This window comes from Loigolactobacillus backii, assembly GCF_003946275.1.
GTDB lineage: Bacteria > Bacillota > Bacilli > Lactobacillales > Lactobacillaceae > Loigolactobacillus > Loigolactobacillus backii.
Genome location: NZ_RHNQ01000017.1, coordinates 1 through 17,057, shown reverse-complemented (window position 1 = coordinate 17,057; position 17,057 = coordinate 1). Strand labels below are relative to the sequence as shown.

Genomic DNA, 17,057 nt, shown 5'->3' with positions numbered 1-17,057 from the left:
CCAGTACTAATTGTTAAAATTTGAGCAGATAACTTCAATAATGGTCAAACAGCTATAAAGCTATGCTCACTTAAACGATCGTAACCAAAAAAAGAGAACCAATTAAAAGACAATTGATTCTCCAAAAAGCTTAGCCGTAACCAACAAGGCGTTGGCTACTTATTGAAACAGGTTCTCTTTAATTTTTTCTAGATTTCAATTTGATTATTTCCAATCATAATCAGTTTGATCTTGCAGGCCGTTTCCAGTGGCCTTATCAAGCATAATTCGTTGTTCAAAGTGGGCCACATTGCGCTTAGTTTCCTTAACCATATCCGGGTTAACCGAAACGTAGTCAATGCCACTTTGAATTAGGAAGTTTGTGAAATCGGGATATTCTGAAGGCGCTTGACCACAGATTGAAACAGTTTTGCCATCTTTGTGAGCGGTTTCAATTAGGTGCCGAATAGCGCGTTTAACGGCAAGATTTCGTTCATCAAAGAGACTGGCAACCGTATCGTTATTCCGATCGCAGCCCAGAATCAGCATGGTTAGGTCATTTGATCCAATTGAATAGCCATCAATGAATTGGTTGAATTGGTCGGCCAGAATAATATTGGACGGAATTTCTGCCATCATATAGACTTTGAAGTCCGCAGAACGAACTAAGCCTTCATTGTGCATAATTGTGGTGACCTTTTCGGCTTCGGCGACTGTCCGTACAAACGGAATCATGACGTTCAGATTCTTCAGGCCAAATTCATTGCGGACTTTTTTAACCGCCGCTAATTCAAGCTTGAAGGCATTGATGTACTTAGGATCGTAGTAACGCGAAGCTCCACGCCAGCCTAATAAATCGGCAGGTTCATGTGGTTCATATTTCTCGCCACCCTTAAGGTTTCGGTATTCACTTGACTTGAAGTCTGAAAGCCGCAGGATAACAGGTCGCGGGGCCATTGCTCGAACAACTTTGGCAACGCCGTCAGCCAACTGATTGACCACCTTTTCCGGGTGACCTTGATCAATTAAATATAACGGATGTTCGTGAATATAAGTGGTCCAGAGAAATTCTTCCCGCATCAAACCAATCCCATCAGCTGGTAAGGAAGCATACTTATCGGCTAATTCGGGATCGCCGAGATTCATCATGACGCCGGTAGCAGTTGGCGCAAAGGTTTCCGCAACCACCGCTTGAGCAGTTGCCGGTGCGTCGTCTGGCTTGAACATACTGGCAACTTTACCATGATAAACGACCCCGTTTTTAGCATCAACGGTTACCACATCGCCATCTTTAAGGGCATCAGTTGCCGCAAGGTTCTTACTTCTAGTTCCAACGATACAAGGAATCTGCATTTCGCGGGAAACGATCGCCGCGTGGCAAGTCATCCCGCCATTATTGGTAACGATTGCCGCTGCCTTTTTCATAGCCGGAACCCAATCCGGTGAAGTCATTAGTGTCACTAAAACTTCGCCCGATTTGAATTGATCAATATCTTTCGGATCATCAATGACGTGAACCACACCACTGGCTAAACCAGGACTAGCTGGTAAGCCCCGAACGGCAACTTTGGCATCAGCCGCTGCAACTACGTTATCGTCATCAGCAGCAGATTTCTTCTTATTACGCTGTGACCAGACAGTTTCTGGCCGTGCTTGCACGACCCACAGCCGTTTAGTATTAGCATCTAAGGCGTATTCCATATCCATGTAGCAGCCGTAGTGTTGCTCAATTTTCAAAACGTAACCAGCCAACTCAATCACTTGCTTATCCGTCAGTGCTGGCTGCTCCTGTAATTCGGCAGGAACGGCTTGCTCTTTGGTTCCGCCATCGGGAAGTCGAACTAATTCAACCGATTGCTTAATGATGTTTTTCTCAACAATTTTTTTCGATTGTTTGTCGATTACAAAGTGGTCTGGTGTAACCTTGCCTAAAACAATGTACTCGCCTAAACCATAGATGGCGTCGATCACGATCTTAGTGTCATCACCATTGGCAACGTTAACGGAGAACATGACGCCGGATGCCTCAGAAAAGACCATCATCTGAATTGCTGCTGAGAGAGCTACTTTTTCTTGGGGGAAATTTTGTTTGTGGCGGTAATAGGTCGCCCGGTCAGTAAAGAGTGAAGAATAACATTGCTTGACCCGGTCAACAACGTCCGCGGCACCTTTTATGTTTAAATAAGATTCCTGCTGGCCGGCAAACGAAGCATCTGGTAAATCCTCAGCCGTTGCGGAAGAACGAATCGCAACGAATGGATTGTCCTGGCCGACCTTCTTGGCCAGTTCAGCGTACCCTTGTTTGATATCATTCGCCAAATCTTCTGGCATAGTCGCCCCAACAATTAAATTACGAATCTGCTCGCAGGCCACGCGTAGTTCATCCGAATTTTCATAATCTTTGATCCCATCAAGCAAAGCATTAACTTTATCATTTAATCCCGTTTGGTCCATAAAGTAACGATAGGCCCGCGCAGTCGTAGCAAAGCCATATGGCACTGGAATATCCATTGAAGAGGTCATTTCCCCCAGTGACGAAGATTTACCACCTACTAGGTTAACATCCTCACGGTGCAATTCATTAAACCATAAAACATTTGCCGTATCACGACTACTCATGAAATTACCTCCCTGTAATTAATCACTTAAATTTTATTGACCGCAAACATCAGGTTTTTGGTGAAAGCGATTACGTCAATATACTTCATTGTAGTTCAACTTCGCATAAAGGGGAAGTGATAGGCCTATTAGTATCCAAAATGTCCCCAGCAGTACTGTAAGAATCATGAATTGGTTTTAACGAAAGATTCGAATAATTGGGCAAAATACGCCTTTTTACTACTCGATCTAGCAAAATTTTACGCAGTGTAATTTTTTTAGCCAAACAAAAAGCCCTATTTAAAGGGCTTTACGTTAATCGAATTCTGAAACCTTAGCACTATTCAAACAAACTTAACTCAACAGAGTTACAACTTAATGGCTTCAACCACTAAATCACTACATAGGTAATCTCCGTTAAAGTTAGTCGTTATTTTTTCATTTGTGCTAATGCTTTTTCTAGTGGGACATCATTTTGGCTGATTTTCTGAGTCAAGGCAACTTGCATTTTGTCAATTGTGGCTGGATCAAGTTTACCAGTTTGAGGTAATTTGGCAGTGGCTTGGTAAGCTTTCACTGCTTGCTCGGTTTGCGGACTAAAGTAGCCGTTTGCTTCGCCTGGGTTCTGGTCTAAGGCAGTTAGGGCCTTTTGCAGCGTCTTGATATTGGTATTAACGTCACCTTGTTGGTAAGTTTTCTTGCCGTTGACCACTGACAGATAGGCGTAACTTGGATAATCGGCCTTCGTTGTTGGCGTTAGGCCCTTTTTGTTGATCCAATCACCGTTTGGCGTTAACCATTTGGCAATCGTGATTTTGAATTCACTCTTATCCTTAAAGTTAGTGACGTTTTGGACAGTGCCCTTACCGAACGACTTAGTCCCAACTAATGGGTCGTGGGCCGATTGATTTAAAGCGGCCGAGAAGATTTCGGCAGCTGAGGCACTACCGTCATCGATCAAAACGGTAGTTGGCTCAGTAATCTTAAAGCCGCCGTCCTTCTTCTTACTGGCCTTATAAACTTCTGGTTGGCCTGTCCGTGGTTGAACCTTCATGATGGTTTGACCATTTTTCAGGAACATACTAGAAATCTTCAGTGCTTGATCCATTAAGCCGCCAGGGTTGCCCCGAACATCGACAATAAAGGATTTGGCCCCTTCACTCCGTAATTTTTTAACCGCCGTTTTCATTTCTTTAAAGGTTGGGTTAGAGAAAGTCGTGATCTGAATGTAGCCAACAGTTGGTTGTTTCTTGACGATATGGGCGTTAACGGTTTTAACCGGAATGACATCGCGTTTAACGGTGACATTAAAATTATGGTCGCCTCGTTTAATCGTTAATTTGACGTCAGTGCCTTTTTTACCGCGAATTTTGGCGACGGCTTGATTAACCGTCAAACCAGAAGTTGAGTCACCATTAATTGACATAATAACGTCATTGGCCCGTAAGCCCGCTTTTTTGGCCGGACTACCAGCAATCGGCGAAATGATCTGAATGCGACCGCCAGCTTTTTGAACTTCGGCCCCAATTCCTTCAAAATTACCAGAAATTGTGTTGTTAAGATCGCCAGCATCACTGCCAGTTAAGTACTCTGAATATGGGTCGCCTAGGCTACTAATCATGCCGTTAATGGCCCCATTCATTAATTTCTTTTTGCTGACCTTTTTATAATAATTTTGGTCAATCGTTTGGTAAACTGCATTTAGCTTTTCAAAGCCCGCTGGATAACTCCCAGTTGCTGCCTGTTGCGCATTAAAGTGGGCGGTTAACAAAATCACCGTACCAAAAACACCCACGACAAACGCTAATACAACTGAACTAATAAAAATAGGCAGGCGAACCTGCCGTTTACGCTTCTTCTGTGCCATAACTTGCCTCCGCTAACTACAGTGAACTTGCCTGTTCCTGATATCGTTGAAACGCCTCATCGAAGATTGTCATCGTCGGTAAATAACCACCGTTTTCTTCAAGGTATTTGGAAATTTTATCGTAATCCTCTTCTAACTTAGGAAAGCTTTGATCAAAAAAAGCATTTGCCGCAAACTCCGCAACTTCATCATGACTGTTAGGGTTACGTTGCGTCATTAAAAATTGATAGAAACTTTTTCGCATCATTGTCCTCCTTCACTGGTTACCTGGGGCAGATAAACATCTAAATTGATTTTATTATTTGCTAGGTCGATTTTCTTAGCCTTGATCTGCATCCCGTTTTTCATCTTAAACTGATTAAGTCGCAGTTGAATCGTCTCTTTTTTACTATTCAAAACGACCCACTTAGGGAATTTATAACTATTGCCAATGTAATTCATCACAACTTTAATTGGCACGGATAACGCGCCGATTTCCATTCGCTTGGCCTTTAATTGAACATCACCATTTTCCATCACGTACGGATCCAGGTAAATACTAAAGGGCACGCCGTAACCCAATAATTTGAATTTGCCCTTTAAGACGGCCTGATCGCCAAGATCGAAAGTGTATTTAATCTTGGTTTTCTTCAAATAGTGGTTTAAATAATAACCGATAACATCGTTCACTTGGGATTTATTTAAATTAACCGAAAAAGTTGCTTGGCGCTTAATTAATTGTTCATTCGGGGCGGTCTGGGCCGGTGGTTGGGTTATTTTGTGGCCAAAATAGACGCCGGTACCGACGATAATTGCCACTAAGATTATAAAAAGCCATTTCCAAATATTAAAACTAGTTGGCGTTGGCTTCGTCTTTTTTTGTGTTCTTGTTGTCACTATTTTTCTAGCCACTCTTTCTGGTTTTGCTGCATGCTAGTGTATAATTTTTGCGTCATTTTCCGATAGCCCGTCACGTTGGGGTGAAAGTTATCCTCAGTCGAAATTAACGGATTCTTTTTATCGCTACTGCTACTATTACTACTACTGCTGCCACCACTACTGTCCTTAGCTTGTTTCGTTAAAACTGAGCTTTTAGACATTAGATTACAAATATTGACGAAATGACTAGGTTGGCTCTGTTGCAAAACTTGTTGTGACGTTGTATTCCAGCTCACAACGGCATCCTGCATTTTAGTCATTTTAGGGAAATAAACGTAAAAAGGATTGTAGATACTGTACAAAAAGATCGGTGCCTTAGCATTATATTGCCGCACGTGCCCCAGCAAGGTCGTTAAGTGTGCGGTGTAACTTTTTTGCGCCACTTGAATATCCTTTTCGTTAGTATCAAGCATATCCTTTTTGACAACACCCATCAGATCATTACCGCCAACTGTCATCACAATGACATCTGCTTTTTTGAGCGAGGTCTGAATTGCTGCTTGGGATTGCAAGCGGTGATCGATCTGAGTACTCGTATCGCCAGCAACCCCGTAGTTGGCTGTTTTAACCTGAACCTGATCCTTATCCACTAACGAGTGCTTAATCATGCCCACGTACCCGCCAGCCTTGTTCTGATCACCAACACCCTGCGTTAACGAATCACCTAATGCCACCAAATTAATTTGGCTCTTTTTAGCTGGTTGCTTCTTTTTGGTCACCTGGTGGGTCTTTTGCTGCACAGTTTCTGGATAAAAATGGTTAAACCCAAAGTAAACGCCTAGCGCAACAATTCCCAGTACAACTAGTGCAAGCAAGATATCCCGTAATCGCTTCAGGACTTTCAACTTGCCAACTCCTTACAATTTAAAAATAAAAGGGCTACGACAAATAACGTCTACGCCCTTTAAAAATCATTAATCTTCCGTGTAATACATAATGGCAAAAGCGCCTAGCCCGGCATAAGTTGCGATAATCGGACTTGTGTCGCGAACTAAGACAGGAACTTTAGGTAACGCCTTCTCCAAATCGGCTTTAAACCCATTAACTACCTTATCCGCGGCCACGTGGGAAATACCAATTTCCTTGATATTCGGAATTTTTTCCAACTTGGCAATTAATTCGCGCATAAAATTGTTAACGGTCTTCATGCCCCGGCCTTTGGTTCGAACTTGTAGTTCACCATCGACCATCTCAAAGATAACCTTCATATTAAGAATGTTGGAGATCAAACCAGTTACCCGGCTAACCCGACCACCCTTAACAATATTGTCTAAGGTCATAACTGCCATATAAAGTTTAGTACTGCCCTTAACCCGTTCTAAAGCAGCTAAAATCTCGGCCTTGGTTTTTCCTTGTTGGGCCATCCGAGCAGCCGTTAAGACCTGAAAAGCCATCCCGCGATCAGTTTCCCGGGAATCTAGAACGGTAACGTCGCTTTTGCTTAATTGAGCTGCTTGGCGCGCTGTATTAACGGTACCACTAATGGCATCCGTCATATGAAGGGCAATAACCTGACTGCCATCTTCACCCAGCTGATCAAAGAGCTCAATAAATTCGCCAATTGGCGGCTGACTGGTTTTGGGCAAAGCCTTCGCCTGACCCATTAATTCAATAAACTTAGGACGAGTAATTGTCTTACCATCCACGTACACCGTGTCGTCGATCATAACGGACAACGGTATAACAGTGATGTGATTCTGTTCAATTTCTTCTGGTGTGAGTTGAACCGAAGAATCGGTTACAATTTTTATAGTTGCCATGACTTTTATTCAGCCACACTTTCTTACTAAGGTTTTTTAAACCATGCTACAATGAAATTGTGGACATGGTATTTATCTAATATTGACTAGTATAGCAGATTAAATTCTGTTTTTCACTGCTACAGCTAAAAATTAAAGAATGGAGTAACAGTTATGCATGGTACTTTTCAGCAGTCACCATTTTCTCGGCGCTACCTCATCGTCAATGAAGTCCTAAATGCAGTAACTCACGGTATTGGCTTTGTTTTAAGTGTCGTCGGCCTAATTTTTTTGTTGATCAAAGCTAACACAGTTGGTCAAACAATTGCTTACACAATTTACGGCATTACGCTCATGATCCTTTATCTCAGTTCGACTTTATTTCATAGTCTAATTTTTACCCGGGCCAAGCACGTTTTCCAAGTATTTGATCATTGCAGTATCTACTTACTCATCGCCGGATCATACACGCCATATTGCCTAATCGCGTTACACAATACACTGGGTTACGTCTTATGTGCCGTGATTTGGACCTTAGCGATATTTGGCGTTATCTTTAAATCAATTGCCGGCAATAAATTAAATCACTTAACAACCGTCATATACGTGCTAATGGGCTGGGGCTGCCTAGTCGCCATGAAACCACTTTACCAGCACCTAGGCCCAATTGGCTTCTGGCTACTAGTCGCCGGAGGAGTGGCCTTCACCCTAGGCGCAGTCCTCTATAGCTTCCCCAGAATCAAATTCATCCACGTCATCTGGCACCTATTTGTTCTACTAGGAACAGGCTTCATGTACTTTTCGATTTTGTTGTTTGTATAAAAAGCAGAGTGCCTCAAAAGGCGTCTAGCTTCTGAGCATTAGCCTAAATTGACGAATAATTCATGCAATGAATTATTTGGCGATTGTAGCTAAGCGCAGGAAGCTGCCTTTTTAGGCACATTTTAGTCGAGAGTGTTTGATAAAGCGTTCAGATTATGAAGTATAGCCTACTACTCCGCAATGTAGGAGGAATATTAGCGAAGAACGCCAATATTCTTTGATGCTACGGACGTTGACCATTCTTGTGGCGAAAACTAGGGAGCACAGTTATAAAGTCCATAACTGTGTTTCCTCGACTAAGTTCGTCTCAGTCACCGCAAGAAACATGGCAGCCGGGCGAAAAGAGACGCGCAGCGGATCGTTCGACCGGCGTAGCTATACGCAATAATCTGCTTTTTCAAACACGTTTCCGCCAAATTGGCCAGACTAAATCCAATCAAAGCCAATTTTCAAACATAACTTCACCTACAACAAACAATCCAAAAAACACAAACGCGAAATAGACGACCAATTTCGGCCTCCATTTCGCGTTTTTTAACATACTTTTTAAATAACTTTTACATTATTTTTCAATCAACCAAACTAATTCTACCTTCGCGGCAAGCCTTAGCTCTTCCGTTGGTAAGTCGCAAACGTATACGGGTACTTGTTGTCCTGATCAACTTTGCCATCAAAATGGTCGATCATTTCAAAAGCTTTCCAATTAAGCTCTGGCATGTACGTATCGCCCGAAAAAGCACCATCAATGCGCGTAATGTACAGGCGCTGCACAACATCGGCGAATAAACTGAAAATCTTAGCACCGCCAATAATCATAACTTCTTCATCGTTGTGTAGGTCCGCAAAATCCAAAACGGCCTGCTTACTGTGAAGCACCATAACGCCATCAGGGACGGTCAATTCTTTTTTTCGCGTTAATACAATATTAAGTCGATTAGGCAGTGCCTGTTCCATTCCGACAAAAGTTTTGCGCCCCATAATGACTGGCTTACCCATAGTAACATCCTTAAAATGTTTCAAATCGGCAGGTAAATGCCAGGGCAAAGCACCCTTTGCGCCAATCAAGTGATTCTTATCTTCAGCCCACATATAAGCTAACATTTGCTCACCTCATTACACCGCAACTGGCGCTTTAATGGCCGGCTGCGGATCATAGTTCGTTACCTTAATATCGCTGACGTCAAAGTCGAAAATACTTTGCTTGTCAGGATTTAAGACTAACGTTGGTGCTGGTCGGACTTCCCGCCGCAATTGCTCTTCAATTTGGTTGACGTGGTTTTTGTAAATATGAGCGTCGCCTAACGTGTGAATAAATTCACCAGCCTCAAGCCCAGTTTCGTGAGCGATTAAGGCTGTTAACAACGCGTAACTCGCAATGTTAAACGGTACCCCAAGGAAAACATCGCCACTACGTTGGTAAAGCTGACAACTTAATTTACCATCGTTAACGTAAAATTGAAACATAGTGTGGCATGGTGGCAAGGCCATATTGGGAACATCTTCTGGATTCCAGGCCGACACGATCAGGCGCCGAGAATCCGGGGTCTTCTTAATTGCATCAATAACGTTTTTAAGTTGATCAATGGTTGTGCCCTGACTCGTTTTCCAAGCCCGCCACTGTTTACCGTAAATATTACCCAGCTCGCCGTACTGTTTGGCAAAAGCCTCATCAGCTAAAATTCGGTCGTCAAACAAATGCATCTGTTCTTGATATTGCTGATTAAATTCAGGATCGCTCAGGTGCCGGTGGCCAAAATCAGTCATATCAGGGCCCTGGTAATCTTTGCTATTCACGTAACGCTCAAAAGCCCATTCATCCCAAATATGATTCTTGTGCTGTAACAAATAACGAATGTTACTGTCGCCCTTAATGAACCAGAGCAATTCACTTTTAATGAGACCGAAAGGCACCTTTTTAGTTGTTAATAAAGGAAATCCTTGGCTTAAATCAAAACGCATTTGGTAGCCAAAAATACTGTAAGTCCCAGTATTGGTCCGATCGTCCTTATAGTGACCATCCTTCAAAATTTTACGAGCTAGGTTTAAATATTCCTCTTCCAAGTTCATTGCACCGCCTTAGTTTGCGTACTGGCTCAAATAATCCCACCGTTGCATTTTTTCTTCAATCTGTTGATTTAACTCATCCACTGACTGTTGTTGTTCCGCTAACTTACCATAATCGGCCCCATTGTTGGCCATTTCTTTCTGAACTTGTTCGAGTTGTTGCTCAAGTCCATCAATTGTGGCTTCAATGGTTGCCCACTCTTTCTTTTCATTATAAGTTAATTTAACTTTTTTTGCCTGTTCCGTGCTTTGTGTTTTTTGTGCTGGGGCCGCCTTAGGAGCAGTTTGCTTTGGTTTAGCGGCTTCTTTTAAGTAATCCGATAGCTGGCCGGTGAAACGTTCAATCTCACCACTGCCATCAAAGATCAACAATTCATCCGCAACGTGATCAAGAAAATAACGATCATGTGAAACTGTGATAACAGCACCATTAAAGGTTTTTAGATAATTTTCAAGCACCGTCAATGTGCCAATATCAAGGTTATTCGTTGGTTCATCGAGTAATAAAACGTTCGGTTGCGTCATTAAAATTTTCAGTAAATACAGGCGGCGTTTTTCACCACCAGATAGCTTGCGAATCAGTGTGCCGTGCATAAATCGTGGAAAAAGAAACTGTTCTAATAATTGCGTCACACTCACCGTATCGCCATTTTTATTAACGACCTGTTCACCGACTTCTTGCAAATAAGTAATTAAGCGTTTATCTGGATCCATCGGTTCTGTAATCTGCGTATAAAAACCAATTTTGACCGTTTCACCGAGAATCAAGGTGCCACTAGTTAAAGGTAACTTGCCCGTCAAAGCGTTTAGGAAGGTTGTCTTACCGGCACCATTTTCACCGGTAATTCCCAAGCGGGCGCCACCTTGAATCATGAGGTCGAAGTTTTTCATAATCACGTGGTCGTGAAAAGTCAGACTTGCATCCTTAAGTTGCAACACCTTTTTGCCCAAACGTTGCTGGCCCAGGTTGATATCAACATCATCTTGGCTATTCGTGCCACCACTGACCGATTCCTTCAGGTCATTAAAGCGATTAATGCGGGCCTGCTGTTTCGTAGAACGTGCCTTGGCGCCAGCGTGCATCCAATCTAATTCTTTTTTATAAAGTTTCTTCTGCTTAGCGGCTTGTTCACTTTCAGTCGCATCCCGCTTCACTTTTTGCCCTAAGTAGCTTTCATAGTTGCCGGTGTAAGCCTCCAGTTTACCAAAAGAAAGCTCATAAATCTGATTAGTCACCCGATCAAGAAAATAACGATCATGGGTTACGACCAACAAAGCACCCTTGTAACTACTTAAATAAGACTCCAACCAGGCAATTGACTCAAAGTCCAAATGATTGGTAGGTTCGTCAAGGATTAATAGATCCGGCGCCTCAATCAATACCTGCGCCAAACCGACCCGCTTTTTTTGCCCACCGGATAGCGTCCCAATCTTCTGATTGAGATCGGTAATCTTAAGCTGATTTAAAATTGATTTAATTTGCGTATCCGCCGTCCAAGCGTCATCACGGTTCATCGCCTGTTCGGCCTTAGTGTAACGGTCCTGCACTTTTTCATTAGTGGCCTGTTCCCCTAATTGTTGCAGCGCACCTTCGTATTCTTGAATCGTTTTAAAAATCGGGTTATCCCCGGCAAAAACAGCGGCCATGATTGACAACTCATCATTTAATTGTGGTATCTGTTGCAAATAACTAATTCGGTACTGTTTCGGCGTCACCACAGACCCCGCATCATAGCTGTCCAAACCAGTAATTGCGTTCAGTAAAGTGGTTTTCCCCGTTCCGTTAGTTCCAATTAAACCGATACGGTCGCCTTCCTTAATCATAAACGAAATATGATCAAACAGCGTTTTTTCACCATAAATTTTGGTCAGATCTTCTACTGCTAAAGTTTGCATACATTTTCTCCCCAACTATATTCACAGTCCATCATACTATAAAAACAGAGTGTTTGGAAAAGCGTTCAGGTTCTGAGGATTGGCCTAAACAGACGAATCACCTTTGAAAAAGGTGATTTGGCTGTTGTAGCCAACCGCAGGAACCTGCTTTTCCAAACACGTTTCCGCCAATTAAACGGCTATCAGTAATAGCATTTAACCGCTGTAACCACGCTCTTCAACTACATTCCAGTCACAGTAAGCTATTTGCAAAAAAACATTTATTAACCAATGATAAAAATAAAACAGCAGTTAACGCAATCTGCTGTTTTACCATCTAAAGAATCAATTTTAACATCTTTACTCAACTAAATTGGTTAGAAAAATCACTAATTAAGGCTATTTTCCAAACACGCCTTAGTTTAGAAGTTCTTTTGCCGCCGCCAACAAGCTAGCTTTATCATTAGCTAACTGGTTTTCCACCACTTGCCGTTCCAGTTTGGCCAAGATATCGCCTAATAACGGACCTGGTTTAACCCCAGCCTGTTGAATTAAATTGGCGCCGTTAACGGCTAATTCGTGCTTGTCGTGAATTGCTAAGGACGAATAGACCGTCGTCAACGTTGCCGGAGTCTGGCCGGCACCCAGCAAAGTGGCAACTTCATTAACGGACAATAAATTATCGCGACCAGCAGCATATAAATCCCAGTTAGTTATGTGATCGGCCAAAAATTTTGCCAGCAAAGTGACGTTGTTGCCAACGTTGTTCACTAATTCGTTAGACGATTTCCACTGCTTTAATAGCTGCCGCGTTGCCGTTGTGTCCAAACCTAATTCATAGGCAATCAGTAGCCAGACACTCTTTTCGCGGACTAGACGACTATCCGGTAAGTCGGCAATTCGTAATAGATTGGCGCCGGCGGAACGAAAACCGGGGCATTTTTGGTAGAGGTCAGTTTCGACAAAAGTTTTCAAACCAGCCGCCCGATTTTGGCCCAATAATAGTTTGACAAATTCTTCGTGAATTCGTTCCACCGCAATCTTGGCCAACAAGTCATGTTCTTTAGCGATTGCCGCTTCAGTCAACGGTTCAAGCTCAAAATTTAACTGACTTTGAAAACGCACTGCGCGCATCATGCGTAAGGCGTCTTCATGAAAACGCTCCTCAGGAATACCGACTGCCCGAATCAAACCGTGTTTCAAATCCGTCAGGCCATCAAATAAATCAATGATCGTGCCATCGTGGCGCAAAGCTAAGGCGTTAATCGTGAAATCCCGGCGTTTTAAATCTTCATCTAAAGAACGGACAAAGGTAACGTGATCAGGCCGGCGAAAATCCTGGTAAGTGGATTCCGTGCGAAAGGTTGTCACCTCATAGGCATTGTCCTTTTCCATCACTGTGACCGTGCCGTGCTGAATGCCCGTATCAATCGTTCGCCGGAAAATAGCCTTCACTTCGGCCGGGTAGGCGCTGGTGGCAATATCAACATCGTGAATTTTTTTATTACCTAAAATGGCGTCACGAACACTACCGCCAACGAAATAAGCCGCATAACCGGCCTGTTCAATTGCCTGAATAATCGGTATTGCTTGGGTGAATTCTTCGGGAATGGTGCTTAATTTCATAGTAGATACTCTAATCCATCAAATAATTCGTGGTGGTCGGTTACCTTACGACAAGCTAACGCAACGCCAGTCATGAAGGAAGCACGATCATAGGTATCCTGCCGAATCGTCAAGCCTTCACCGACAGCGCCAAACTGAACCTGTTGGTGGGCAATTAAACCAGGAAGGCGAACACTATGAATGCGCATGCCGTGGTAGTTAGCACCCCGCGCACCAGGTAAGGATTCAGTTTCATCAGGATTACCTTGTGGCTTGTCGCCCCGCTCTTTTTGCATCATTTCAGCCGTCTTTAAAGCCGTGCCACTTGGGGCATCTAATTTATTATCGTGGTGCATTTCAATAATTTCAACATCAGGGAAGTATTTGGCTGCCTGCTTAGCAAACTGCATCATTAAAACGGCACTTAAGCCAAAGTTAGGTGCGATTAGGCCACCAACTTGGCGCTTTTTGGCAATGGCCTGTAACTGTTTAACATCGTCATCGGTGAAGCCAGTCGTGCCCACAACTGGTGAAATATCGTGTTCAAGGGCAAACTTAGTGTTTTTAACGGCAGCTGCGGGAACGGTGAAATCAATCCAAATCTCGGGCTTAACGCTAAGAATAGCTTCGCGTTCAGTAAAAACTGGCACGTCAACGTTATTAAAAGTGGCATCCCCAGCGAGACTTGTCTCCGTTGCTCGTGGATCATAAACCCCAACTAAGTCAAAATCTTCATTATCTAAAACCATCTTTGCTGCGGTAGAGCCCATGCGCCCTTTAAAACCAGCGACAACAATTTTCTTCAAACCGATCACCCTTTTCTTCAAGATACTTCTATAGTAACAAAATTTACTTTCTAATAAAACGGGTAAAGTTAGCTTAATTCGGTATAATGCAATTGAGGGCTACTTTGGAGGCGGTTATTTGGAAAATACACGGATTAGACTACAAGACTTATTGCTCATCACTTTAGGCTGTGCACTCTACGCACTAGGCCTCGTCAGCATTAACATTGCCAGTCACTTGGCCGAGGGTGGCATTACCGGGATCACTTTAATTTTGCGTTACTGGTTCCAAATTAATCCCGCCTACTCAAGCCTGGTGCTTAACATTCCGTTAATTTTTATCGGTTATAAATATTTAGGTCGCCACGCTTTAATTCTAACCATTTACGGAACCGTCATGTTATCCGTCTTCTTGTGGATTTGGCAACGACTGCCCGTTCAACTCAACCTGCACCACGACCTCTTCATTGCTGGTGTCATGGCCGGGCTTTGCGGCGGTTTCGGCAGCGGCTTAATCTACCGTTCCGGCGGCACAACTGGTGGCAGTGACGTGATTGCTAAAATTATCGAGCGTAACCGCGGCGTTTCCATGGGCCGCACAATGCTGATCTTTGACACCGTTGTTTTACTATTATCCTTAAGCTACCTAGATATTCGCCACATGATGTACACCCTGCTGGCCTCATTCATTTTCTCCCAAGTCGTTGATTTCACCCAACAAGGAGCGTACGCGGCCAAAGGTGTCCTAATCATCAGTGAAAATTATCAAGCAATCTCCAGCGATCTCATGGAACAACTTGAACGCGGCGTTAGCTTTCTCAATGGTACCGGCGGCTTCCAAAATCAACAAAAACAAATCATTTATTGCGTGGTCGCACCAAATGAAATCGCCGCCGTCAAACGAATTATTGCCTATCGTGATCCGCAAGCCTTCGTGTCGATCATCAACGTTCACGAGGCAATTGGTGAGGGCTTTACTTATAAACGCAAGGGACGATCGTTTTTTTAGGGATGGGTTGGCGCATGTTGGAAAAACAACGTCTACTGCTTATTCAAGCACGTTTAAATCAGTCAATAAAAGGTTGGTCACACTAATTTTCAACGACAGTTAGGACCAAAATGAATAGAAATCAAAAACTGAGCAGCATGTCTAATTTGCGGACATGCTGCTCAGTTTTTAGTTTATAACCTAATTAATTATTTCAAATAATCCGCTGCTTGGTCACCTGCTTGCCGACCAAACACGATGATATCTGCAACTGAGTTCCCACCAATTCGATTATTGCCGTGCAAACCACCAGCAACCTCACCAGCAGCGTACAAACCAGGAATTGCCTTGCCGGACTTCTTGAGCACTTGCGTCTTAGTGTTAATCTTCACGCCACCCATTGTGTAATGAATACCAGGCGCAACTGGAATCGCGTAGTAAGGTCCCTGATTCAACTGATGATCCATACCAGTTGTTCGCTGGAACTGCGTATCTTTCTTATTAGCAACAGCCTGATTCCAAGTTGTCACAGTTTTTTGTAATTCAGCGGCTGGGACGTTGATTTCCTTAGCCAATTCTTCAACTGTTGCGGCCTTCTTAGTGAAGCCCTTCTTTTCGTACTCATCAATCGCTGAAGAACGTTGCTTTACACCGGCGTCAAATAAAACGTAGGCCATCTTCCCGGATTGCTTGTTAATTGCGGCCGAAACCTTGTCCCGGGTAGACATATCATTTGTGAAACGATCACCTTGTTTATTAACCAAGATGCCGCCTTCACCACGAGTTGCCTCACCAATTAAATATGGTGGCTTTTGATAAACCGTTGGGTGAATTTGAATTTTATTCATATCAACCGTGTAGCCGCCTAATTTTCTGATCATCTTAATCCCATCACCAGTACTACCAGCTTGATTAGTCGTCACGTATTTCGCTAGATCAGGCCGATATTGTTTGATCATTTTCTTAGAAGCACCAAAACCACCAGTGGTAACAATCACGGCCTTGGAACTAATTGTTTTCGTCTTATCTTGATTCATAACAACTTTGACACCGGAAACTTTGTTATTCTTTTCGTTAATTTTAGTCACATCAGCATTTACGAATACTGGAATTTTCTTTTCCTTAACGTTTCGCAGTAAGCCATTGACTAAATACTGCCCGACCGCTGAACCATCATGTGGTCGGTGTGTTCGTTTAACACTCATCCCACCAGAAATAGTTAGTTTATCAAGCTTCATGCCCATACTATCTAACCAATCAATCGCGGACGCTGAGTGATTTACCATATAATGCAAAAGTGCCTTATTATTCGTGTATTGGCCGCCCTTAAGCGTTTCTTCGTAAAATTGTTTATTGCTATCCTTGACACCATTTGCCTTTTCAACTTTGGTCTCTGAAGCGTTCATTCCCGATGAAGCCTTCAGCGTATTGCCACCAGCAACTGGCATTTTCTCCAAAATAACTGGGTTCAAGCCCTTCTGCTTGGCAGACAAAGCGGCCGCCATCCCAGCACCACCGGCCCCAACAATAACAACATCGTACTTACCCTTCAAATCCTTGTCTGGCGTGTACTTTGCCTTCGACGCCGATGTCGTTACATCCGTCTTACTGGCAGCACTAACCCCACTGACCAGACCCAATGAACTAGAAACGAGCAACAACGCAGACGCAAAAACAGTAAATAACTTCCCTTGCTTCACAACATAGCCCTCCTCTTTTTATCCTACATTAGATATTGTACTGAAACTTGAAAGCTAATAATCACGCCAAAGGCGTGTGGTTATTGGCTTTTTTGGCAAAAAAATAAACGCAAGCTC

General features: G+C 43.2%; 14 protein-coding genes. 2 read left to right on the top strand and 12 right to left on the bottom strand.

Annotated features, from left to right (window positions below):
- Window positions 1–204: 204 nt before the first annotated feature.
- The 6 genes from ppsA to EKM61_RS04550 form a co-directional block, all read right to left on the bottom strand.
- Window positions 205–2,598, bottom strand: coding sequence for a phosphoenolpyruvate synthase (ppsA, locus tag EKM61_RS04575; protein WP_068224143.1), 2,394 nt, complete (start codon window positions 2,596–2,598; stop codon window positions 205–207).
- 409 nt (window positions 2,599–3,007) lie between these two features.
- Entirely contained in the window at window positions 3,008–4,444 is a 1,437-nt protein-coding gene (locus tag EKM61_RS04570; protein WP_068224141.1) for a S41 family peptidase, read from the bottom strand.
- Window positions 4,445–4,460: 16 nt separating this feature from the next.
- Window positions 4,461–4,688, bottom strand: coding sequence for a YozE family protein (locus tag EKM61_RS04565; protein ID WP_068224139.1), 228 nt, complete (start codon window positions 4,686–4,688; stop codon window positions 4,461–4,463).
- Window positions 4,688–5,320, bottom strand: coding sequence for a YpmS family protein (locus tag EKM61_RS04560; protein WP_068224137.1), 633 nt, complete (start codon window positions 5,318–5,320; stop codon window positions 4,688–4,690). The genes EKM61_RS04565 and EKM61_RS04560 overlap by 1 nt, the downstream gene beginning before the upstream one ends.
- Window positions 5,320–6,207 carry an SGNH/GDSL hydrolase family protein gene (locus EKM61_RS04555; RefSeq protein WP_225359746.1) on the bottom strand — a complete coding sequence of 296 codons (888 nt, stop codon included), beginning with the start codon at window positions 6,205–6,207 and terminating at the stop codon, window positions 5,320–5,322. The genes EKM61_RS04560 and EKM61_RS04555 overlap by 1 nt, the downstream gene beginning before the upstream one ends.
- A 69-nt stretch (window positions 6,208–6,276) precedes the next feature.
- A complete protein-coding gene (locus tag EKM61_RS04550) occupies window positions 6,277–7,122 on the bottom strand; it encodes a DegV family protein (RefSeq protein ID WP_068224134.1) in 846 nt (281 codons plus the stop codon).
- 153 nt (window positions 7,123–7,275) lie between these two features.
- Here EKM61_RS04550 and trhA point away from each other — a divergent pair, with 153 nt between their 5' ends.
- Entirely contained in the window at window positions 7,276–7,923 is a 648-nt protein-coding gene (gene trhA / locus EKM61_RS04545; protein ID WP_068224133.1) for a PAQR family membrane homeostasis protein TrhA, read from the top strand.
- 606 nt (window positions 7,924–8,529) lie between these two features.
- Here the strand turns inward: trhA and EKM61_RS04540 are convergent.
- From EKM61_RS04540 to dapB, 5 genes are all read right to left on the bottom strand, one after another.
- Window positions 8,530–9,024, bottom strand: coding sequence for a dihydrofolate reductase (locus EKM61_RS04540; RefSeq protein ID WP_068280573.1), 495 nt, complete (start codon window positions 9,022–9,024; stop codon window positions 8,530–8,532).
- A 12-nt stretch (window positions 9,025–9,036) separates the two neighbouring features.
- Complete coding sequence (locus EKM61_RS04535; RefSeq protein WP_068226214.1) at window positions 9,037–9,984, bottom strand: thymidylate synthase; 948 nt, start codon at window positions 9,982–9,984, stop codon at window positions 9,037–9,039.
- Window positions 9,985–9,999: 15 nt separating this feature from the next.
- On the bottom strand, window positions 10,000–11,883 hold the full coding sequence (locus EKM61_RS04530; RefSeq protein WP_068224126.1) for an ABC-F family ATP-binding cassette domain-containing protein: 1,884 nt from the start codon (window positions 11,881–11,883) through the stop codon (window positions 10,000–10,002).
- A 396-nt stretch (window positions 11,884–12,279) separates the two neighbouring features.
- Complete coding sequence (locus tag EKM61_RS04525; protein WP_068224123.1) at window positions 12,280–13,488, bottom strand: CCA tRNA nucleotidyltransferase; 1,209 nt, start codon at window positions 13,486–13,488, stop codon at window positions 12,280–12,282.
- Window positions 13,485–14,273: a 4-hydroxy-tetrahydrodipicolinate reductase gene (gene dapB / locus EKM61_RS04520; protein ID WP_068224120.1), complete on the bottom strand. Its 789-nt coding sequence runs from the start codon at window positions 14,271–14,273 to the stop codon at window positions 13,485–13,487. Before dapB ends, EKM61_RS04525 begins: the two co-directional genes overlap by 4 nt.
- Before the next feature lie 118 nt (window positions 14,274–14,391).
- Here dapB and EKM61_RS04515 point away from each other — a divergent pair, with 118 nt between their 5' ends.
- Window positions 14,392–15,261, top strand: coding sequence for a YitT family protein (locus tag EKM61_RS04515; RefSeq protein ID WP_068224117.1), 870 nt, complete (start codon window positions 14,392–14,394; stop codon window positions 15,259–15,261).
- 188 nt (window positions 15,262–15,449) lie between these two features.
- Here the strand turns inward: EKM61_RS04515 and EKM61_RS04510 are convergent, their stop codons facing one another.
- A complete protein-coding gene (locus EKM61_RS04510; RefSeq protein WP_068224112.1) occupies window positions 15,450–16,940 on the bottom strand; it encodes a flavocytochrome c in 1,491 nt (496 codons plus the stop codon).
- Window positions 16,941–17,057: the final 117 nt, after the last annotated feature.

What these genes read in the sequence shown, in the direction of transcription:
- ppsA (WP_068224143.1), bottom strand. Translation starts at nt 2,598, where the DNA reads ATGAGTAGTCGTGATACGGCAAATGTTTTATGGTTTAATGAATTGCAC.
- EKM61_RS04570 (WP_068224141.1), bottom strand. Translation starts at nt 4,444, where the DNA reads ATGGCACAGAAGAAGCGTAAACGGCAGGTTCGCCTGCCTATTTTTATT.
- EKM61_RS04565 (WP_068224139.1), bottom strand. Translation starts at nt 4,688, where the DNA reads ATGCGAAAAAGTTTCTATCAATTTTTAATGACGCAACGTAACCCTAAC.
- EKM61_RS04550 (WP_068224134.1), bottom strand. Translation starts at nt 7,122, where the DNA reads ATGGCAACTATAAAAATTGTAACCGATTCTTCGGTTCAACTCACACCA.
- trhA (WP_068224133.1), top strand. Translation starts at nt 7,276, where the DNA reads ATGCATGGTACTTTTCAGCAGTCACCATTTTCTCGGCGCTACCTCATC.
- EKM61_RS04540 (WP_068280573.1), bottom strand. Translation starts at nt 9,024, where the DNA reads ATGTTAGCTTATATGTGGGCTGAAGATAAGAATCACTTGATTGGCGCA.
- EKM61_RS04530 (WP_068224126.1), bottom strand. Translation starts at nt 11,883, where the DNA reads ATGCAAACTTTAGCAGTAGAAGATCTGACCAAAATTTATGGTGAAAAA.
- EKM61_RS04525 (WP_068224123.1), bottom strand. Translation starts at nt 13,488, where the DNA reads ATGAAATTAAGCACCATTCCCGAAGAATTCACCCAAGCAATACCGATT.